Below are 19,642 nucleotides of genomic sequence, written 5' to 3' on the forward strand. Positions count from 1 at the left end.
CTCAGTTGGTCGGATCTGTCGGTCCCGGCGCGCCCGGCTGCCCGGGCAGCGCCGGCTCCTCCGGGGTGGCGTCGATACCCGCCTCCTTGCGCTGGGCCGCGGTGATCGGCGTCGGCGCGCCGGTCAGCGGGTCGAACCCGGCGCCGGTCTTCGGGAAGGCGATGACCTCACGGATCGAGTCCACGCCGGACAGCAGCGCCGAGAGCCGGTCCCAGCCCAGCGCGGCACCGGCGTGCGGCGGCGGGCCGTAGGCGAACGCCTCGAGGAAGAACCCGAACCGCTCGCGGGCCTCCTCGCGGGACATCCCGAGGGTCTCGAACACCCGCTCCTGCAGCTCGGCGTCGTGGATACGTACCGAGCCGCTCATGACCTCGTTGCCGTTGATCACCATGTCGTAGGCGTCCGACAGCGCTTCGCCCTTGTTCTCGGCGAAGCTTCCCCGCCACTCGGGGGTGGGCGAGGTGAACGGGTGGTGCATGAACGTCCAGGAACCGTCCTCGGTCTCCTCGAACATCGGGAAGTCGACGACGAACAGGAAGGACCAGGTGCCCGGCTCGATGAGCTCGAGCCGCTTGGCGATCTCGTTGCGGGCTGCGCCGAGGAGTTCCTGGGCCGAGCGGCGGGCACCGGCGGCGAAGAACACGCAGTCGCCCGGCTTCGCGCCGACGGCCTCGACCAGGCCCTCGCGCTCGGCGTCGGAGATGTTCTTGGCGACCGGCCCGCCCAGCGTGCCGTCCTCGGCGATGGTCACGTAGGCCAGGCCGCGGGCGCCGCGCGACTTGGCCCAGTCCTGCCAGGCGTCGAACGCGCGCCGCGGCTGTGAGCCGCCACCGGGCATGACCACGGCGCCCACGTAGGGCGCCTGGAACACCCGGAACGGTGTGTCCGCGAAGTAGGAGGTCAGCTCGGTGAGCTCGACGCCGAACCGCAGGTCCGGCTTGTCCGAACCGAACCGGTCCATCGCCTCGCGGTAGGTCATCCGCGGGATCTCGGGCACGTCGTAGGAAGCCAGCTCCCGCCACAGAGCCCGGACGACGTCCTCCGCGATCGCGAGCACGTCGTCGCGCTCGACGAAGCTCATCTCGAAGTCGAGCTGGGTGAACTCCGGCTGCCGGTCGGCGCGGAAGTCCTCGTCCCGGAAACAGCGGGCGATCTGGTAGTACCGCTCGAGTCCCCCGATCATCAGCAGCTGCTTGAACAACTGCGGCGACTGCGGCAGCGCGTACCACTTGCCGGGCTGCAACCGCACCGGGACGACGAAGTCGCGGGCTCCCTCGGGCGTCGAGCGGGTCAGCGACGGCGTCTCCACCTCGACGAACCCGTGCCGGGCCATCACGCCGCGGGCGATCCGGTTGACCTCCGACCGCAACCGGATCGCCTTGGCCGGCCCCTGGCGGCGCAGGTCGAGGTAGCGGTAGGCGTACCGGACGTCGTCGCCGGCGGCCTGGTCGGTCTCGATCGGGAAGGGCAGCGGCGCCGAGGCCGACAGCACGCGCAGCTCCGACGTCGCGACCTCGATCTCGCCGGTGGGCAGCTCCGGGTTCTCGTTGCCCTCCGGGCGCCGGCGCACCTCGCCGGTCACGAGCACGCAGTACTCGTTGCGCAGGTGGTGCGCCTCCTCCTCGCGGACGACGACCTGGACGTAGCCGGAGGCGTCGCGCAGGTCGAGGAAGACCACACCGCCGTGGTCGCGGCGACGGGCGACCCAGCCGGCGAGGGTGACGGTGGTGCCGGCGTCGGACGCGCGCAGCGTTCCGGCGTCGTGGGTGCGAAGCAACGGAGTGATCCTTCGGGCGGGAGGTGGGAGAAGGCGGAGCGGGAGAGTGCTACCAGCGGTCGTGCACGTGCGCGCGGACGCGCTCGTCGTACACCCGCTCGAGATCGGAGAGCTGGGAGTCTGACAGGGGTGCCATCGACGCGGCGGCGACGTTGCCACGCACCTGCGTGACGTTCCGGGCGCCGGGGATGACGGTGGTCACGCCCGGCTGGTCGATCACCCAGCGCAGCGCCAGCGCGGCGGTCGGGACGGCGTCGCCGGCGATCTCGGCGACCTCACGGGCGGCGACGACGCCGACCTCGAACGGCACGCCGGCGAAGGTCTCGCCGATGTCGAAGGCCTCGCCGTGGCGGTTGAAGTTCCGGTGGTCGTCGGCGGCGAACGTCGTCGACTCGTCGTACTTCCCGGTCAGCAGCCCGCTGGCCAGCGGCACGCGGGCGAGGATCCCGACCCCGGCCTTCGCCGCGGCCGGCAGCAGCTCCTCCAGCGGCTTGCGCCGGAAGACGTTGAGGATCACCTGGATCGACTGCACGCCGGGGTGCTCCAGCGCGGTGAGCCCCTCCGCGACGCTCTCCACCGAGACGCCGTACGCGGCGATCGCGCCGTCCTCGACAAGTGCGTCGAGGGCGTCGTACACCCGCTGGTCGCTGTAGACCGCCGGAGGCGGGCAGTGCAGCTGGACCAGGTCCAGGGTCTCGACGCCGAGGTTGCGGCGGGACCGGTCGATCCAGGCCCGCAGGTTGTCCGGCGTGTACTGCGCCGCCTCGAACGGGTCGGCGCGGCGGCCGGCCTTGGTCGCGACGAACGGGCGGTCCTCGCGGGTGACCAGCGCCGTGCGGATGCGCTCCTCCGAGCGTCCGTCGCCGTAGACGTCGGCGGTGTCGAGCAGGGTCACGCCGGCGTCGAGCGCGGCGTCGAGCACGTCGGCGGCCGCGTCGTCGTCGACGTCGCCCCAGTCACCGCCCAGCTGCCAGGTGCCCAGCCCGATCACGCTGACGTCTGCCCCGGTCCGCCCCAGCGGCCGCTGTTCCATGCTCATGCCCCCACAGTTCCACGCAAGGTTTCGAACAGCTCATCGACCCGTACCGCGCGCTGCTCCCCGGTGCGCAGGTCCTTGAGCTGGCCGACCCCCTCGGCGAGGTCGCGGTCGCCGATCACGACGGCATGCGTCGCGCCGGACCGGTCGGCCGCCTTCATGGCGCCCTTGAGGCCACGATCGCCGTACACGGTGTCGGCGGAGACCCCGGCCTGGCGCAGCTGCCCGACCAGCCGGACGGCGACCCGCTTGGCCTCGGCCCCCAGCGGGACGACGAACGCCTGCACGCCGGCCGTGGCCCCGATGTCGAGCCCCTCGGCCTGCACCGCGAGCAGCGTGCGGTCCACACCGACGGCGTAGCCGATGCCCGAGACGTCGGGGCCACCGAGCGCCGCCGAGAGGCCGTCGTACCGCCCGCCGCCGCCGATCGCCGACTGCGCGCCCAGCCCGTCGTGCACGAACTCGAACGTCGTCTTCGTGTAGTAGTCCAGGCCCCGCACCAGCTTCGGCGCCTCGGTCCACGGCACGCCGAGGTCGGTCAGGTGCTGGCGGACGGCGTCGTAGTGCGCCCTGGTGGAGTCGGAGAGGTGATCGACCATCAGCGGGGCGTCGTGCAGCTGTGCCTGCACCTCGGGGCGCTTGTCGTCGAGGACCCGCAGCGGGTTGATCGCCGCCCGCCGCCGGGTCTCCTCGTCCAGCTCGAGCTTGTCGAGGTAGGCCACCAGCAGCTCCCGGTACTGCGGGCGGCAGGTCGCGTCCCCGAGCGAGGTCAGCAGCAGCTCGAAGTCGGTCAGCCCCAGGTCGCGGAAGCCCTGCACGCCGAGCGCGACCACCTCGGCGTCCAGCGCCGGGTCGTCGACGCCGAGCGCCTCCATGTCGACCTGCGTGAAGTGCCGGTAGCGGCCGGCCTGGGGGCGCTCGTAGCGGAAGGCGGAGCCGACGGTCCAGAGCTTCACCGGCAGCGCGCCGTCGTGCAGCCGGTGCTCGATGAAGGCCCGCATGAGACCGGCGGTGAGTTCCGGGCGCAGCGTCAGCGAGCGGCCGCCGCGGTCGGTGAAGGTGTACATCTCCTTCGTCACGACGTCGGTGGACTCGCCCACCCCGCGGGAGAAGACGGCGGTCTCCTCGAACACCGGCGTCTCGACGTAGCCGTACCCGGCCCGGCGCAGCGGCGCCGTGAGCGTCTCGCGGACGGCGAGGAACCGCGCGGAGTCCGGCGGCAGGGTGTCGAACGTTCCCTTCGGCGCCGTCAGGCCGGCGCTCACAGGCCCGGCCCCGTCGGGGCCGAGGCCGCTTCCGCCAGGTAGGGGTTGGTCGCCCGCTCCCGCCCGATCGTCGTGGCCGGGCCGTGGCCGGGCAGCACGACCGTCTCGTCGTCCAGCGGCAGGACGACGTCGCGCAGGGAGCGCAGCATCGCGTCCCACGACCCTCCGGGCAGGTCGACCCGGCCCACGGACCCGGCGAACAGCACGTCACCCGCCAGCAGGCCAGGGGCCTCCCCCAGGTCGACGGAGAACATCACCGAGCCCTGGGTGTGCCCCGGGGCGTGCCGGACGGTGAGCTCGACGCCGGCCAGGGACAGCACGGCGCCGTCGTCGAGCGGGCGGACCTCCGACGGGTCGGGCAGCCGCACGCCGGTGATCAGCGGCGCAAGCTGGGGCCCGTGCCACCTCGCCGGGTCCGACAGCATGCCGAAGTCGCGCGGGTGCAGGTAGGCGGGGATGTCGTAGCCGTCGCACACCGGCAGCACCGAGAAGGTGTGGTCCAGGTGGCCGTGGGTGAGGACGACGGCCACCGGCTTCAGCCCGTCCTCGGCCAGCATCCGGGCCAGCGGCTCGACGGCGTCCATGCCGGGGTCGACGACCACGCACTCCTGCCCGGGCCCCGAGGCCACGGCGTAGCAGTTGGTGCCGAACGCGCCGGCGGGGAAGGAGCGGATGAGCACCCGTGCAGGTTACGCGGGCGGGCCCCACTCCCCGGGCGCCGCCAGGGAACGCGGAGGTTCGGCACCTAGACTCGCCGCCGAGCAGCAGGCGTTCGGTCCGGCCACGCCACCCACGATGGCCACCGACTGCGCCCGCCGGATCTCCCCCTCCCGCCCCACCGATGCACCCGTCCGTCCGAGGAGTACCGAACCGTGCCCACGAACAAGCAGCGGCGCCAGGCCGCGCAGCGTCACCTGCAGCGCCAACTGGAGCGCCGTGCCGAGCAGGCCAAGAAGCGCCGCCGCAACCTGGGCATCATCGCCAGTGCGATCGCCGTCCTTGTCGTCGTCGGTGCGGCCCTGCTGATCACCGGCGTGTTCTCGGACGACGACACCCAGGCCGCAGCCGACCCCACTGCCTCGGACACTCCCACCAGCGCGGCGGCGCCCTCGACCAACGCCGACGGCACGGTCACGTGCACCTACGCCCCGGACGAATCGGGGAACCCCAACCTGACCGACGTCGGCACGCCGCCGAACCCAGAGGCGACGCCGGCCCAGGGCACGAGCACGCTGCTCATGAGCACCGACCAGGGTGACCTGACGCTGACCCTGGACCGGGCCAAGGCCCCCTGCGCCGCGGCGAGCTTCACCTACCTCGCGCAGCAGTCGTTCTTCGACGGGAGCACCTGCCACCGCCTGGTCAACCAGCCGGGCTTCGGCGTCCTGCAGTGCGGCGACCCGACCGGAACCGGCTCCGGCGGCCCGAGCTACAAGTACGCGGAGGAGGTCACCCCCGGGACGACCTACCCGCGGGGCACCATCGCCATGGCGAAGACCAGCGCCCCCAACACCACCGGCAGCCAGTTCTTCCTGACGTTCGTCGACACGACCCTGCCGCCGGAGTACACCGTCGTCGGCACGGTGGACGAGGCCGGTCTCGCCGTCCTGGACGAGGTCGCCGCCGGTGGCATCGAGGGCGTCGGCCCCGAGGGCGACGGCGCTCCGGCCATCCCGGTCAGCATCACGGACCTGTCCGTCGTCTCCTGACGGCATGCCCCCTGACCGGGGGCCGGTCCTGCGATCGCCGCGAGCGACCTGAGCGCCTGAGCTACGACAGCGTGGCGGGATCAGTTGTCGTGGGCTCAGCCGTCGCCGTCGGCTCGGGTGTCGGCGTGGCTGTCGGCTCCGGCTGCGGCTCCGGCTCCGGCTCCGGCGTTGGCGTGGGCGTCGGCTCTGGCGTCGGCTCCGGCTCCGGCTCGGGCGTGGGTGTCGGCGTCGGATCGGGCGTGGGTGTCGGATCGGGCGTCGGCTCGGGCGTGGGTGTCGGCGTCGGATCGGGCGTCGGCTCGGGAGTGGGTGTCGGCGTCGGATCGGGCGTGGGTGTCGGATCGGGCGTCGGCTCGGGCGTGGGTGTCGGCGTCGGATCGGGCGTCGGCTCGGGAGTGGGTGTCGGCTCGACCGGCGCAGGAGCAGGCTCGACCGGCGCAGGAGCAGGCTCGACCGGCGCAGGAGCCACCGGCGCAGTCGTCGTCGGAGCCGGAGGAGGCGGCAGCTGCGTCACGGGCGCCACCGCTTCTCTTCCCTGTGCGAGTACTGCGTCCACGGTGGCCGACGCCGTCCGCGCAGAAACCGGCTGCCTGGCCACCCCGGAGCCCGTCGCGCGGGCAGGGGTGTCGCCGCTGCCACTCCGGCCTCCGCTGTCGCCCGCCCGCGTGCCCGCGGCGGGCTGGTCCGTTGCAGCGTTCGGCACCGGCCCAGGCACGGCCGGGTCCTGATCTGCACCGGGCGTCGCTACCGGCGCAGCGATGGAGAAACCTGTCCCGCCGATCGTCCCCGCGCCGTCCAGGGGCTCCGTCAAGACCCCGCCCCAGGCGAGCACCGCCACCGTGCACGCCACGAGTCCGCCCGCACAGGCCAATCCGATCCCGAACAGTCCATCGAACGGATCACGGCCCTGAGCCTCGGCGAGGAGCTGGTTCAGGTCGTGACCGTCCGTGGGGTCGGAAGCTTCCGCATCCGGGGAGATGATCAGCGGAGCCCCCTGTCGGGTCAGGCGAACAGCGCTCGCTCTTCCGATGAGCCGTTCTCCCATGCCTCCGCGCAGCACAGCAACAGGAGGGGGCACGGCGCCACGAATCGGTCCGGGTCATCCGCGAGGCGTGCGACGCCTGTGCCCGGCCGATTACGCAGGACAACCGCGACGTCCAGTACGTCGTCCCTGCTCCGAGCGTGTCCGGCGGACCTTCGGGCGGCAACTCCCCTGGTCAGGCGGTGACGCGCTCGACGTCGAAGACGCCGTCGACGTTGCGCACGGTCTGCAGGACCGCGCCGAGGTGAGCCGGGTCGGCCAGTTCGAAGGTGAACCGGCTGACGGCCACGCGGTCGCGGCTGGTCTGCACCGAGGCGGACAGGATGTTGACCCGCTCGTCGGCCAGCGCCTTGGTGACGTCGGAGAGCAGGCGGTGCCGGTCGAGGGCCTCGACCTGGATGGCGACGAGGAACACCGAGCCGGGTGCCGACGCCCACTCCACCTCGACCAGGCGCTCCGGCTTGCGCTGCAGGTCCGCGGCGTTCGTGCAGTCGGTCCGGTGCACGCTCACCCCGCCACCGCGGGTGACGAAGCCGAGGATGTCGTCGCCGGGCACCGGGGTGCAGCACTTGGCGAGCTTGGCCCAGACGTCGGACATGCCGTGGACCACGACTCCCGGGTCACCGCCGGAGCTGCGGCGCGGCACCGGCCGCCGGGTCGGGATCGCGGTCTCGGCGATGTCCTCGACCGCGCCCTCGCTGCCGCCGAGGGCGGTGATGAGCTTCTCCACCACCGAGGTCGCGGAGATCTGGTGCTCTCCCACCGCGGCGTACAGGGCGGTGACGTCGGCGTAGCGCAGGTCCTTGGCCAGCGTGCTGAGCGCCTCACCCCCGAGCAGCCGCTGCAGGGGCAGCCCGGCCTTGCGCATGGCGCGGGTGAGGGCCTCCTTGCCGGCCTCGACGGCGTCCTCGCGGCGCTCCTTGGTGAACCACTGGCGGATCTTGGTGCGGGCGCGGGAGGAACCCACGAACTGCAGCCAGTCCTGCGAGGGACCGGCCGTCGGTGACCGCGAGGTGAAGACCTCGACGACGTCGCCGTTGGAGAGCTTGCTGTCCAGGGAGACCAGGGAGCCGTTGACCCGGGCGCCGATCGTGCGGTAGCCCACCTCGGTGTGCACGGCGAACGCGAAGTCGACCGGGGTGGACTCCCCCGGCAGGCTGATCACGTCGCCCTTGGGCGTGAAGACGAAGACCTCCTGCGGACCGAGGTCGTAGCGCAGTGTCTCGAGGAACTCGCCGGGCTCCTGCGCTTCGCGCTGCCAGTCCAGGAGCTGGCGCAGCCACAGCATGTCGTCGGGCGAGCCGACCTTAGGCGCCCCGAACTCCCCGGCGCTGGGCCTGCCGCCGGCGCGGGCGCTCTCCTTGTACTTCCAGTGCGCCGCGATGCCGTAGTCGGCGGTGCGGTGCATGTCGTGCGTGCGGATCTGCAGCTCGACCGGCTTGCCGTGCGGGCCGATCACGGTCGTGTGCAGCGACTGGTACATGTTGAACTTCGGCATCGCCACGAAGTCCTTGAAGCGCCCGGGCAGCGGCTGCCAGTGCGCGTGCATGATGCCCAGCGCCGCGTAGCAGTCCCGCACCGAGTCGACCAGGATCCGGATGCCCACCAGGTCCCAGATGTCGGTGAAGTCGCGACCGCGGACGATCATCTTCTGGTAGATCGAGTAGTAGTGCTTGGGCCGGCCGGTGACGACCGCGTCGATCTTCGCGGCCTTGAGCTGCTCGCTGACCTGAGAGGTCACCTCGGCCAGGTAGGTGTCCCGGGACGGCGCCCGCTCGGCGACCAGGCGGACGATCTCGTCGTAGCGCTTGGGGTACAGGGTGGCGAACGCGAGGTCCTCGAGCTCCCACTTGATCGTGTTCATGCCCAGCCGGTGCGCCAGCGGGGCGAGGATCTCCAACGTCTCGCGCGCCTTCTTCTCCTGCTTCTCGGGCGGGAGGAAACGCAGCGTGCGCATGTTGTGCAGCCGGTCGGCGAGCTTGATGACCAGCACCCTGGGGTCACGGGCCATCGCGACGATCATCTTGCGGATCGTCTCGGCCTGGGCGGCGTCCCCCAGCTTCACCTTGTCGATCTTGGTGACGCCGTCGACGAGGTGGGTGACCTCCGAGCCGAAGTCGGCCGTGATCGACTCGAGCGTGACGCCGGTGTCCTCCACCGTGTCGTGCAGCAGGGCCGCGACCAGCGTCGTGGTGTCCATGCCGAGGCCGGCCAGGATCGTGGCGACGGCCAGCGGATGGGTGATGTAGGGGTCGCCGCTCTTGCGCTTCTGGGTGGAGTGCGCGGTCTCCGCGACGTCGTAGGCCCGCTGCAGCAGCGCCAGGTCGGCCTTCGGATGGCTCTGCCGGTGCAAGGAGGCCAGCGGCTCGAGGACCGGGCGCACCACGGGGGTCCGCGGGCTGGCCACGATCCGGCGAGCCAGGCGGTCGCGCACCCGGCGCCGCGGGATGTCGGCGTCACCGGGCTCGGGGCCGACGTCGTCCGGACGGCGGACGGCGGGCCGGTCGGGCAGCGGAGGACGACGCGACGCGGCGGTCTCCGGCGATCCGGCCGCCGTGGCGGCGTTCTCGGTGGCGGGCTCGCCCGGGCGCGCGGGAGCCGCGTCTGCGGCTATGTCCGAGGCCACGGCGACTCCTGCCCGACTGAGGAGAGATGACCCTCTCCATGCTAACGGGAGCTCGTCCCGCCTGACCCCGCACGACCCCGAACGAGGGGGACGTCTCCTCCGGTCACGTGGCCCAGAGAGCGTGCACGGTGTGCGGCGCGAGCCGCTCACGACCGCCGAGCGCGGTCAGCTCGACCACCACGGAGACCGCCACGACCACCCCGCCCAAGCGCTCGACCAGCTCGATGGCCGCCCCCAGCGTGCCCCCGGTGGCCAGCACGTCGTCGACCACGAGCACGCGCGAGCCGGCCCGGATGGAGTCGGCGTGCAGCTCCAACGTCGCCGTCCCGTACTCGAGCGCGTAGTCGGCGACGACGCGTTCCCGCGGCAGCTTGCCGGCCTTGCGCACCGGGACCACGCCCACCCCGCGGTCGAACGCGACCACGGCCGCGAGGAGGAAGCCGCGCGCCTCGACGCCGACGACGACGTCGAAGTCGCGCCCCGCCGACTCGGCCACGGCCGCGGCGCGTGGATCGGAGGCCGCCGGCGCGGCCAGTCCCTCGACCATCCGCCGGAAGGCGTCCCCGTCGGCGAAGACGGGTGTGAGGTCGCGGAACAGGATCCCGGGCTCGGGGTGGTCGGGGACGTCGACGGTCAACGAGGCGATCAGCTCGTCGAGCGGTGGCTCCCCCGGCCCGGGGGTGCCGACCACGGCTGCCTCGCTCACCGGCGCTTCTTGCCGGCGGGCCGCCCCCTGGCTCCGGGGCGCTGCGGCCGGGCGCCGGGACGGGGCGCCGCCGGCGCGACGCCTACCTCGCGACGGACGGAGTCCGGCGACTCGATGACGACGTCGGCCTCGACGGAGTCCGGCAGCTCGGCGACCGCGACACCACCGCGGGCCGGCCGCGTCCGCCGGGCACTGGCCACCGGACCGGTCGGTGCGGCAGCCTGTGGGCCGCCGGTGCGGGCCGCCGAGGAGCGACGGGCCTGGACGCGCCGGCGCAGGGCCTGCACCTCCGGCTCGCGCTCCTTGAGGTCGGCCACGATCGGCGTCGCGAGGACGATCGAGGAGTACGTCCCCGCCGCGAGACCGACGAACAGCACGAGGGCGAGGTCCTTGAGCGTGCCGACCCCGAGGATCCCGGCGCCGACGAACAGCAGGCCGGCCACCGGGAGCAGGGCGATCACGGAGGTGTTGATCGAGCGCATGAGGGTCTGGTTGACGGCCAGGTTGGCGGCCTCGCTCCAGGTCATGCGGGCGCTGCGCTCCAGGTCCTTCACGTTCTCGTCGACCTTGTCGAAGACGACGACGGTGTCGTACAGCGAGAACCCCAGGATGGTGAGGAAGCCGATCACCGTGGACGGCGTGACCTCGAAGCCGACGAGCGCGTAGATGCCGGCCGTCACGATGATGTCGTGGGCGAGGGCGGCCATCGCCCCGATCGCCATCTTCGGCTGGAACCGCACCGCGAGGAACAGCACCACGGCGACCAGGAAGACCACGAGCGCGATCAGCGCCTGGTCGGTGATGTCCTGGCCCCAGTCAGCGCTGACCGACTCGGGGCTGACGTCGTCCGCCTCCACCCCGGCGGCAGCGGCGATCGCCTCGACGACGGTGCGCTCGGCATCGTTGTCCAGCGTGCCGGTGCGCAGCAGGATGGTGTTGCCACCGACGATCTGCGCCGTGGAGACCTCGGCCCCGGCGTCCTCGGCGGCCGTCCGCACCTCCTCGAGCTGCTGCTCGGTGCCCGGCAGGCGGAAGCTGTTGCCGCCCTCGAAGTCGATCCCGAAGTTGAAGCCGCGGAACACCATCGACAGCAGGCACAGCAGCACGACGACAGCCGTGATCCGGTAGATCAGCCGGCTGCTGCCGACGACGTCCAGACCGGCCTCGCCGTTGTAGAGCCGGTGCCCGAGGCCGGAGAACCGGCCGCCACGCGGTGCGGCCGGGGCCGGCGCACCCTCCTGGGCCAGGCCCGCGTCGGCGAGTGACCGCTCGTCGGCCGAGGCGGCGTCGGCCCGCACGCGGTCGGCGTCCTGCTGCTCGTCGGCGTCGGTGCCCACGGGGACCTCGACGTCGTCGGGCTCTCGGGTGTCGTCCCGGGTCATGAACTGCTCCTGTCCTGCGCGCCGGCACCGGAGGCGCTGCTGCCGGCTCCGACGAGGTCGCGCTCGACCGCGGGCCTGTGGGGCGGACGACGGGTGTGCTCGACCCGCCCGAGACCCGACATCCGGCTGCTGCCGAACGACTTGAACCGGGAGAGCACAGCCATCAGCGGGTGGGTGAAGAGGAAGACGACGACCAGGTCCAGGACCGTCGACATGCCCAGGGTGAAGGCGAAGCCCTTCACGTCACCGATGGCGAGCAGGTACAGGATCGCCGCAGCCAGGAAGCTGACCGCGTCGGCCGACAGGATCGTGCGGCGGGCGCGGACCCATGCTCGCGGCACCGCGGACCGGAAGCTGCGGCCCTCGCGGATCTCGTCCTTGAGTCGTTCGAAGTAGACGACGAAGGAGTCCGCGGTGATGCCCAGCGAGACGATGAAGCCCGCGACGCCCGCCAGGCTGAGCGTGAAGCCGATCTGCCGGCCGAGCAGGACCAGGGCGGCGTAGACCACGACGCCGGACAGGATGAGGCTGGCGATCATCACCAGGCCCAGGAGCCGGTAGTAGACCAGCGAGTAGACGAAGACCAGCGCGATACCCAGGGCACCGGCGATGAGGCCGGCCCGCAGCTGCTCCGCGCCGAGCTCCGTCGAGATCGACTGCGCCGTCGCCTGGCTGAAGCTCAGCGGCAGGGCGCCGTACTTGAGCTGATTCGCCAGCTCGGTGGCCGACTCCTGGTCGAAGCTGCCCTGGATCTCGGTGCCGCCCCCCGCGATGGCGGAGTTGATGGTCGGGGCCGAGACCACCCGCCCGTCGAGCGTGATGGCCACCGAGTTCCCGACGTTCGCGGCGGTGTAGGCGGCCCAGGCCGCGGTGCCCTCGGAGTTGAAGTCGAGGTTGACGACCCACTCACCGGTGCCCGCCCGCGTCCCGGCACTGGCATCGGTGATGGCGGTACCCGGGACGACCGCGGGGCCGAGCAGGTACTTGGCCGTGCCGTCCTCGCTGCAGGCCACGATGTGGTCGTCGGGACGGTCGACCGAGCCGGTCTCGCTGTCACACGTGTAGGTCGCGAACTCGGCGGTGGCCTCTTCCAGGGTCACCGGCGGACGGGCGGTGTCCCCGGCCGGGTCCTCCACCGCGCCCTCGGAGGGAGCCGTCGTACCGGTGGGCGCGGCGGCGTCGGTCGGCGCGGCGGGGTCCGTCGGCGCGGCGGGATCCGTCGGTGCCGCGCCGTCGGTGGGGGCGGCGCTCTCCGTCGCCGCCGGGGTGGCGGGCAACGGGCCCTGGATGACGGGGCGGAAGCGCAGCTGGGCGGTCTGGCCGAGCTCGCGTGCCTGCTGCCCGTCGTCCCCGGGCACGGAGATGACGATGTTCGCGTCGCCCTCGGTGACCACCTCGGCCTCGGCGACGCCCAGACCGTTGACCCGCTGCTCGATGATCTGACGGGCCAGCTCCAGGTCCTCAGGGGCCGGCGCCTGCCCGTCGGGGGTCCGCGCGGTGAGCGTCACCGTCGTCCCGCCGCGCAGGTCGAGCCCCAGCTGCGGGGTACGGGCCGTCCCGGTGAGGTAGATGAGCCCGTAGAGGATGGCGACGATCAGCAGGAAGGCGGCGAAGTACCGGCCTGCCGGCAGCGAGCGGTTGGCCACGGTGGTCCCCCGGCTCAGAGCGAGCCGTCGGCCGGCCGTCCGCCGGCCGAGCCGGACGTGCCGGAGTCAGTGCCCTCGCCGGCAGCCGGGTCGCCGGGGGCCACGACCGGCTTGCGGATCTCCATGATCGCCGGTCGGGCGAATGTGGCGACGACGCCGGGGGCGATCTCGAGGTCGACCGTCTTCTCGCTCAGGGCGGCGACGGTGCCGTGCAGGCCGCTGGTGGTGATGACCGGCGTGCCGACGGTCAGGGAGTTCTGCAGCTCCTGCGCCTGGGCCTGCATGCGCTTGCGCTGCCGGGCCGGCAGGACGAACAGCAGGACCGCCAGCAGGGCCAGCAGGATGATCGGAAAGTACTGCTCCACGACAGGTGTGCCTCTCTACCGCGCGTTGCGCTCCGCGGTGGGTGCGGGCCCATGTCAGGCCCGCTCGGGTGCGTCGGTTGCTCGTTGCCTCTCGTGCACGGGCGCGCCGGGACGAGCCCAGCAGACGACCGGACGGGACGCGCACGGCCACGGCCGGACGAGTTGCGCGCCAGCGACCGGCAGTCTATGCGCCGAACAGGGGCTCTGACGACGGACCCGGGGTCGTCGGTGTGCCGGTGCCCGCCCCGAACGCCCCTCCGGCACCGCTGAGCAGCGCACCACCGCGCGGCAGCGGGTGCCCGAGGTGGTGCCAGGCTGCCTCCGTCGCCACCCGGCCGCGGGGGGTGCGGGCCAGCAGGCCGGCCCGGACTAGGAAGGGCTCGCAGACCTCCTCGACCGTGTTGGACTCCTCCCCCACCGCGACCGCCAGCGTCGCGACACCGACCGGCCCGCCCCCGAAGCGCACGACGAGCGCCTCGAGCACGGCCCGGTCCAGCCGGTCCAGGCCCAGCACGTCGACGTCGTACAGCGCCAGGGCGGCCTGGGCCACCTCGCGGGTGACCCGGCCGTCGGCCTCGACCTCGGCGTAGTCGCGCACCCGGCGCAGCAGCCGGTTCGCGATCCGCGGGGTGCCACGCGAGCGTCCGGCGATCTCCGCGGAGCCGTCCTCGGTGAGTTCCACGCCGAGCAGCGCGGCGCTGCGGCGCAGCACCTGCTGGAGCTCGGCCGGCTCGTAGAACTCCATCTGGCCGACGAAGCCGAACCGGTCGCGCAGCGGCCCGGTGAGCAGGCCCGCCCGGGTGGTGGCGCCGACCAGGGTGAACGGGCTGATCTCCAGCGGGATCGCCGTCGCACCGGGCCCCTTGCCGACGACGACGTCGACCCGGAAGTCCTCCATCGCCATGTAGAGCAGTTCCTCGGCGGGGCGGGCGATCCGGTGGATCTCGTCGATGAACAGGACGTCGCCCGGCGCCAGGTTGGACAGCATCGCGGCGAGGTCGCCGGAGCGCTCGATCGCCGGGCCGCTGGTGATCTTCACCGACGTGCCCAGCTCGGAGCCGATGATCAGCGCGAGGCTGGTCTTCCCCAGTCCGGGCGGCCCGGACAGCAGCACGTGGTCCGGCGGCCGGCCGCGTCGCTTGGCACCTTCCAGCACGAGCGCCAGCTGGCGGGCGACCTTGGGCTGACCGATGAAGTCGTGCAGCGAGTGCGGCCGCAGCGCGGACTCGACCACCCGCTCCTCGTCACCGGCCAGCGGCGAGACCCCGGCGTCCTGACCCAGACCTCCGTCGACCTCCCCTGCCAACGGCCGGTCGAACGAGGACATCAGGACCTACCCAGCAGCTGGAGGGCCTGCCGCAGGAGCACCGCGACCTCGACCGAGCCGGTGGCCGCGATCTGCTCGTCGGCGACAGGGGCGAGCTCCGCGAGCGCGGTGTCGGCCTCCTTCGTCGACCAGCCGAGCCCGACCAGCGCCGAGGTGAGCTGGTCCCGCCAGGGGGCCACCGGGGTGACCGAGGGCAGACCGGCGGCGACCGGGCCGTCGAGCACGGTGTCGGAGGTGGTGGAGCCGAGCCGGTCCCGCAGCTCCAGGATCAGCCGCTCGGCGCCCTTCTTGCCGATGCCGGGAACCTGCATGAGCGCCTTGACGTCGGCCATCGACACCGCGCGGCGCACCTCGCGCGGCGGGTGGATGGCCAGCACCGCCTGGGCGAGCCGGGGTCCGACGCCGTTGGCGGTCTGCAGGAGCTCGAAGAGCTGGCGCTCGTCGTCGTCGGCGAAGCCGTAGAGGGTGAGCGAGTCCTCGCGGACGACGAGGCTCGTGGAGAGCCGGGCGTGCTCGCCCACCTGGAGCCGGGCGATCGTGCCGGGCGTGCACTGGACGGCGAGACCGATGCCGCCGACCTCCACGACGGCGCCGTCCGGGGACACCGCCGCGACCCGGCCGTTCAGCGACGCGATCATCGGGCGGCCACCCCCGTCCACCGCGGGAGGGTGGTCGGCCGGACCGGCGCCCCGATCCCGCCTGCGATCGCCGCTGCACGCAGCCGCTGCTGGGCGGGGCCGCGCCAGGCGTGGCAGACCGCCAGTGCGAGCGCGTCGGCGGCGTCGGCCGGCTTGGGAGGGGACGGAAGTCCCAGGACCCGGGTGACCATGAGCGTGACCTGCTCCTTGTCCGCGCGGCCGTTGCCGGAGATGGCGGCCTTGACCTCGCTGGGGGTGTGCCAGGCGACCGGCCGGTCGGCCTGGGCCGCGGCGAGCGCGGCGACCCCGGCGGCCTGCGCCGTCCCCATGGCCGTGCCCTTGTTGTTCTGGGTGAAGACCCGCTCGATCGCCACGACGTCGGGCCGGTGCTCGCGCACCAGCGCGGTCACGGCGGTGTGCAGCTCGAGCAGCCTCAGCTCGAGCTCGAGCTCGGCCATCGTCCGGAACACGCCGACCCCGATCGCCGTCGGTCGTGCGCCGGGGCGCCCGTCGACCACCCCCCACCCGCACCGGGTGAGGCCCGGGTCGATGCCGAGCACGCGCATGAAGAGCCCCTTGGTCAGCCGAACGCCTGTTCGACCGAGGCTAGCTGCGGCCGACGACGATCGGCCCCCGACACACCGTCAGCCGACGCGCTCGAGCACCTCGTCGGACACGTCGTAGTTCGCGTACACGTTCTGGACGTCGTCGCAGTCCTCGAGGGCGTCGATCAGCCGGAACACCTTGCCGGCGGCGTCCTCGTCGAGTTCGACGGTGACGCTCGGGACGAAGCCGGCCTCGGCGGAGTCGTAGTCGATGCCCGCGTCCTGCAGGGCGGTGCGGACGGCGACCAGGTCACCGGGCTCGCTGACCACCTCGAATCCGTCCCCGAGGTCGCGCACCTCCTCGGCGCCGGCGTCCAGGACCGCCATGAGCACGGTGTCCTCGTCGACGCCGTCCGTCTTCGGCACGACCACGACGCCCTTGCGGGAGAACAGGTAGGAGACCGAGCCGGGGTCGGCCATCGACCCGCCGTTGCGGGTCATGGCGGTGCGGACCTCCATGGCCGAGCGGTTCTTGTTGTCGGTCAGGCACTCGATGAGGACGGCGACGCCACCCGCGGCGTAGCCCTCGTAGGTGATGCCCTGGTAATCGACACCTCCGGCCTCGGCGCCGGACCCCCGCTTGACCGCGCGGTCGATGTTGTCGTTGGGGACCGAGCTCTTCTTCGCCTTCGTGATGGCGTCGAACAGCGTCGGGTTCCCGGCCGGGTCACCGCCGCCGGTGCGGGCCGCGACCTCGATGTTCTTGATCAGCTTGGCGAAGAGCTTGCCGCGCTTGGCGTCGATCCCGGCCTTCTTGTGCTTGGTCGTCGCCCACTTGGAATGGCCGCTCATCTCGCCTTGCCCCTCTCGTTCCCGGCAGCTGTGCCGGCCTGCTCGGCCAGGTGACGGCGGACGATCTCGACGAACAGCGCGTGCACCCGGCGGTCCCCGGTCAGTTCGGGGTGGAAGCTCGTGGCCACCAGGTTCCCCTGGCGGACGGCCACGATCCTACCGTCGGCCGCTCCACCCACGACCCGCCCGAGGACCTCGACGTCGCTGCGTGCCTCCTCGACCCAGGGCGCGCGGATGAACACCGCGTGCAGCGGCCCGCCGTCCAGGCCGAGCTCGACCTCGGACTCGAAGGAGTCGACCTGTCGGCCGAAGGCATTGCGCCGCACCGTCACGTCGATGCCGCCGATGGTTTGCTGGTCCGGCGGGGCGTCGAGCAGCCGGTCAGCGAGCAGGATCATCCCGGCGCACGAGCCGTATGCCGGCAGGCCGTCGCGGACGGCGGCGCGCAGCGGCTCGAGCAGGCCGAACCGTTCGGCGAGCTTGTACATCGTGGTCGACTCACCGCCCGGGATGATCAGCCCGTCGACGGCAGCCAACTCCTCCGGTCGGCGGACCGGAACGGCTTCGGCACCCTGCTCGCGCAGGGCGGCCAGGTGCTCGCGGACGTCGCCCTGAAGGGCGAGCACGCCGACGACCGGGCGGGCGGGAGCGGTGGACACGAACGGTCACGCTACGGCGGCCCGTCCGGCCGGGGTCAGCCCGGAGGGTGCACGGCGGCGGCCCGGGTCGAGCTCCAGGTGAGCAGCCGCTCCAGCGGGCCGCGGCCCAGGCGCGCCCGCCACACGGTGGCCGTCGCCGTCGCGCAGAGCGCGAACAGCACCCAGTCGCCCAGGCCCTGCGCGGCGGCCGGATCGACGGCGGTCAGGGCCCAGATGACGACGATGTGGGCGCTGTAGACCGACAGGGCCAGCGCACCGACGGCGGCCAGCGGAGCGACCAGGACAGGCACCAGATCGGCGAGCACCAGGCAGCCGGCGATGACGAGCACCGCGAACCCGGTGGAGCCGACGATCTCGAAGGTCGTGCCGCTGTGCGGCTCGGCGCCGGTCAGCCAGGCGGGCTCCCACTCCCCCACGGGCGACGCGAAGCCCTCCTCCGGACCGGAGGACGGGACGCCGCCGGCGAGGGCCCGGGTGCTCAGCCAGCCGCCGCCGTAGCCCACCACGGCGGCGGCTGCGCCGAGCCCGGCCAGCTGCGCCCGGACGCCGGTGGCAGCCAGATCGAGCCGGCCGACGGCCAGTCCCGCCAGCAGGAACGCCAGCCACAGCATGGCCGGGTAGGTGCCGGTGACCAGCAGTTCGGCCACGTAGTGCGACTCCGCGTCGGCGACCGACAGGACCTGCCCGAGGAACGCGTTCAGCGGCGGTCCCGCCACGGCGACGACCCCGGCGGCCGCGAGCAGCCGCCGCGGCGACCAGCGCAGGAACGGCCACGCGAGGACGAACAGGACCGCGTAGACGCCGAGGATGATCGCGACGAAGGTGTCCAGCCACTCCAGCACCGCGCCGATCGCGAAGATCCAGGCCGCCCGGACGGCGATGCGCAGCCGGGCCCGGACGAGGTCGACGCCGTCGGCCGGCCGGGTCCGGCCCGACAGCAGCGCGACCGAGACCCCGGCCAGGGTGGCGAACAGGACCGACGAGCGGCCGTCGACGACCGCAGTCCAGCTCGCCGGGTCCACGGACAGCTCGCCGCTGATGCCCAGGTGGGCGCCGAACATGCCCAGTACGGCCAGCCCGCGGGCCAGGTCCAGACCCGCGATGCGGTCCCGGCCGGTCCCCGGGTCGTGCGTCACCAGCCGCGGGTGGAGTACCGCTCGCTCTCCGGCAGGGTCGACACGTTGATGCCCACCATCGGCTCGCCCAGACCCCGCGAGACCTTCGCGATCACCTCGGGGTCGTCGTGGAAGGTCGTGGCCTGCACGATCGCGGCGGCGCGCTGGGCCGGGTCGCCGGACTTGAAGATGCCCGAGCCGACGAAGACGCCCTCGGCGCCCAGCTGCATCATCATCGCCGCGTCGGCCGGGGTGGCGATGCCACCCGCGGTGAACAGCACGACCGGCAGCTTGCCCAGCCGGGCCACCTCGACCACCAGGTCGTACGGCGCACGCAGCTCCTTGGCGGCGACGAACAGCTCGGTCTCGTCCAGGGTGCCCAGCGCCCTGATGCCGGCGCGGATCGCCCGCATGTGGCGGGTGGCCTCGACGACGTTGCCGGTACCGGCCTCGCCCTTGGAGCGGATCATCGCCGCGCCCTCGGAGATGCGGCGCAGCGCCTCGCCGAGGTCGGTGGCGCCGCAGACGAACGGCACGGTGAACTCGCTCTTGGCGATGTGGTGCGCCTCGTCGGCCGGGGTCAGCACCTCGGACTCGTCGATGTAGTCGACGCCCAGCGCCTGCAGCACCTGGGCCTCGACGAAGTGCCCGATGCGGGCCTTGGCCATCACCGGGATCGAGACGGCGCCGATGATGCCGTCGATCATGTCGGGGTCGCTCATCCGCGAGATGCCGCCCTCGGCGCGGATGTCCGCGGGCACACGCTCCAGCGCCATGACGGCGACCGCGCCGGCGTCCTCGGCGATCTTCGCCTGCTCGGGGGTGACGACGTCCATGATGACGCCGCCCTTCAGCTGCTCTGCCATGCCGCGCTTGACGCGGTCGGTGCCGGTGGAGGGGGTCTGCGCTGACACGGGATGCTGCCTCTGATAGACGGTCGTGGAACCCCGAT

Annotated in this window: 17 protein-coding genes; 1 reads left to right on the top strand and 16 read right to left on the bottom strand. The window is 72.8% G+C overall.

Annotated features, from left to right (window positions below; all coding sequences use genetic code 11):
* Nucleotide 1 precedes the first annotated feature (1 nt).
* From aspS to FHU33_RS13565, 4 genes are read right to left on the bottom strand one after another with little or no spacing between them, the layout of a single operon-like run.
* Entirely contained in the window at nt 2-1,777 is a 1,776-nt protein-coding gene (gene aspS, locus FHU33_RS13550) for an aspartate--tRNA ligase (RefSeq protein ID WP_142025815.1), read from the bottom strand.
* Between the two features lie 49 nt (nt 1,778-1,826).
* Nucleotides 1,827-2,816 (bottom strand): aldo/keto reductase, encoded by a 990-nt coding sequence (locus FHU33_RS13555; protein WP_246063601.1) that lies wholly within the window; start codon nt 2,814-2,816, stop codon nt 1,827-1,829.
* Nucleotides 2,813-4,078, bottom strand: a complete 1,266-nt coding sequence (hisS, locus tag FHU33_RS13560; protein ID WP_142025816.1) for a histidine--tRNA ligase — start codon at nt 4,076-4,078, stop codon at nt 2,813-2,815. The genes FHU33_RS13555 and hisS overlap by 4 nt, the downstream gene beginning before the upstream one ends.
* Nucleotides 4,075-4,758: an MBL fold metallo-hydrolase gene (locus FHU33_RS13565; protein WP_142025817.1), complete on the bottom strand. Its 684-nt coding sequence runs from the start codon at nt 4,756-4,758 to the stop codon at nt 4,075-4,077. Before FHU33_RS13565 ends, hisS begins: the two co-directional genes overlap by 4 nt.
* A gap of 192 nt (nt 4,759-4,950) precedes the next feature.
* Here FHU33_RS13565 and FHU33_RS13570 point away from each other — a divergent pair, with 192 nt between their 5' ends.
* The gene (locus tag FHU33_RS13570; protein WP_142025818.1) at nt 4,951-5,787 is read left to right on the top strand and encodes a peptidylprolyl isomerase; all 837 of its coding nucleotides are present in this window, start codon (nt 4,951-4,953) and stop codon (nt 5,785-5,787) included.
* Nucleotides 5,788-7,004: 1,217 nt separating this feature from the next.
* Here the strand turns inward: FHU33_RS13570 and FHU33_RS13580 are convergent.
* The 12 genes from FHU33_RS13580 to pdxS form a co-directional block, all read right to left on the bottom strand.
* A complete protein-coding gene (locus tag FHU33_RS13580; protein WP_142025819.1) occupies nt 7,005-9,455 on the bottom strand; it encodes a RelA/SpoT family protein in 2,451 nt (816 codons plus the stop codon).
* 103 nt (nt 9,456-9,558) lie between these two features.
* Nucleotides 9,559-10,161 (bottom strand): adenine phosphoribosyltransferase, encoded by a 603-nt coding sequence (locus FHU33_RS13585; protein WP_142025820.1) that lies wholly within the window; start codon nt 10,159-10,161, stop codon nt 9,559-9,561.
* Nucleotides 10,158-11,543, bottom strand: coding sequence for a protein translocase subunit SecF (secF, locus tag FHU33_RS13590; protein ID WP_211355124.1), 1,386 nt, complete (start codon nt 11,541-11,543; stop codon nt 10,158-10,160). Before secF ends, FHU33_RS13585 begins: the two co-directional genes overlap by 4 nt.
* A complete protein-coding gene (gene secD, locus FHU33_RS13595) occupies nt 11,540-13,189 on the bottom strand; it encodes a protein translocase subunit SecD (RefSeq protein WP_142025821.1) in 1,650 nt (549 codons plus the stop codon). Before secD ends, secF begins: the two co-directional genes overlap by 4 nt.
* A gap of 14 nt (nt 13,190-13,203) precedes the next feature.
* Complete coding sequence (gene yajC, locus FHU33_RS13600) at nt 13,204-13,554, bottom strand: preprotein translocase subunit YajC (RefSeq protein WP_142025822.1); 351 nt, start codon at nt 13,552-13,554, stop codon at nt 13,204-13,206.
* A 184-nt stretch (nt 13,555-13,738) separates the two neighbouring features.
* Nucleotides 13,739-14,881, bottom strand: coding sequence for a Holliday junction branch migration DNA helicase RuvB (gene ruvB, locus FHU33_RS13605; RefSeq protein WP_425456770.1), 1,143 nt, complete (start codon nt 14,879-14,881; stop codon nt 13,739-13,741).
* Nucleotides 14,881-15,519, bottom strand: coding sequence for a Holliday junction branch migration protein RuvA (gene ruvA, locus FHU33_RS13610; RefSeq protein ID WP_142025824.1), 639 nt, complete (start codon nt 15,517-15,519; stop codon nt 14,881-14,883). The genes ruvB and ruvA overlap by 1 nt, the downstream gene beginning before the upstream one ends.
* The gene (gene ruvC, locus FHU33_RS13615; RefSeq protein ID WP_142025825.1) at nt 15,516-16,085 is read right to left on the bottom strand and encodes a crossover junction endodeoxyribonuclease RuvC; all 570 of its coding nucleotides are present in this window, start codon (nt 16,083-16,085) and stop codon (nt 15,516-15,518) included. The genes ruvA and ruvC overlap by 4 nt, the downstream gene beginning before the upstream one ends.
* Before the next feature lie 78 nt (nt 16,086-16,163).
* On the bottom strand, nt 16,164-16,916 hold the full coding sequence (locus tag FHU33_RS13620; RefSeq protein ID WP_142025826.1) for a YebC/PmpR family DNA-binding transcriptional regulator: 753 nt from the start codon (nt 16,914-16,916) through the stop codon (nt 16,164-16,166).
* Nucleotides 16,913-17,575 carry a pyridoxal 5'-phosphate synthase glutaminase subunit PdxT gene (gene pdxT, locus FHU33_RS13625; RefSeq protein ID WP_142025827.1) on the bottom strand — a complete coding sequence of 221 codons (663 nt, stop codon included), beginning with the start codon at nt 17,573-17,575 and terminating at the stop codon, nt 16,913-16,915. The genes FHU33_RS13620 and pdxT overlap by 4 nt, the downstream gene beginning before the upstream one ends.
* A gap of 35 nt (nt 17,576-17,610) precedes the next feature.
* Complete coding sequence (locus tag FHU33_RS13630; protein ID WP_142025828.1) at nt 17,611-18,711, bottom strand: heparan-alpha-glucosaminide N-acetyltransferase domain-containing protein; 1,101 nt, start codon at nt 18,709-18,711, stop codon at nt 17,611-17,613.
* Nucleotides 18,708-19,604 carry a pyridoxal 5'-phosphate synthase lyase subunit PdxS gene (gene pdxS, locus FHU33_RS13635; protein ID WP_142025829.1) on the bottom strand — a complete coding sequence of 299 codons (897 nt, stop codon included), beginning with the start codon at nt 19,602-19,604 and terminating at the stop codon, nt 18,708-18,710. Before pdxS ends, FHU33_RS13630 begins: the two co-directional genes overlap by 4 nt.
* Nucleotides 19,605-19,642: the final 38 nt, after the last annotated feature.

Source organism: Blastococcus colisei (genome assembly GCF_006717095.1).
Lineage (GTDB): Bacteria > Actinomycetota > Actinomycetes > Mycobacteriales > Geodermatophilaceae > Blastococcus_B > Blastococcus_B colisei.

Excerpts from the sequence above, each read along its gene's own strand:
- FHU33_RS13555 (WP_246063601.1), bottom strand. The coding sequence starts at position 2,816 with ATGAGCATGGAACAGCGGCCGCTGGGGCGGACCGGGGCAGACGTCAGC.
- secF (WP_211355124.1), bottom strand. The coding sequence starts at position 11,543 with ATGACCCGGGACGACACCCGAGAGCCCGACGACGTCGAGGTCCCCGTG.
- ruvB (WP_425456770.1), bottom strand. The coding sequence starts at position 14,881 with ATGTCCTCGTTCGACCGGCCGTTGGCAGGGGAGGTCGACGGAGGTCTG.
- ruvA (WP_142025824.1), bottom strand. The coding sequence starts at position 15,519 with ATGATCGCGTCGCTGAACGGCCGGGTCGCGGCGGTGTCCCCGGACGGC.
- ruvC (WP_142025825.1), bottom strand. The coding sequence starts at position 16,085 with ATGCGCGTGCTCGGCATCGACCCGGGCCTCACCCGGTGCGGGTGGGGG.
- FHU33_RS13620 (WP_142025826.1), bottom strand. The coding sequence starts at position 16,916 with ATGAGCGGCCATTCCAAGTGGGCGACGACCAAGCACAAGAAGGCCGGG.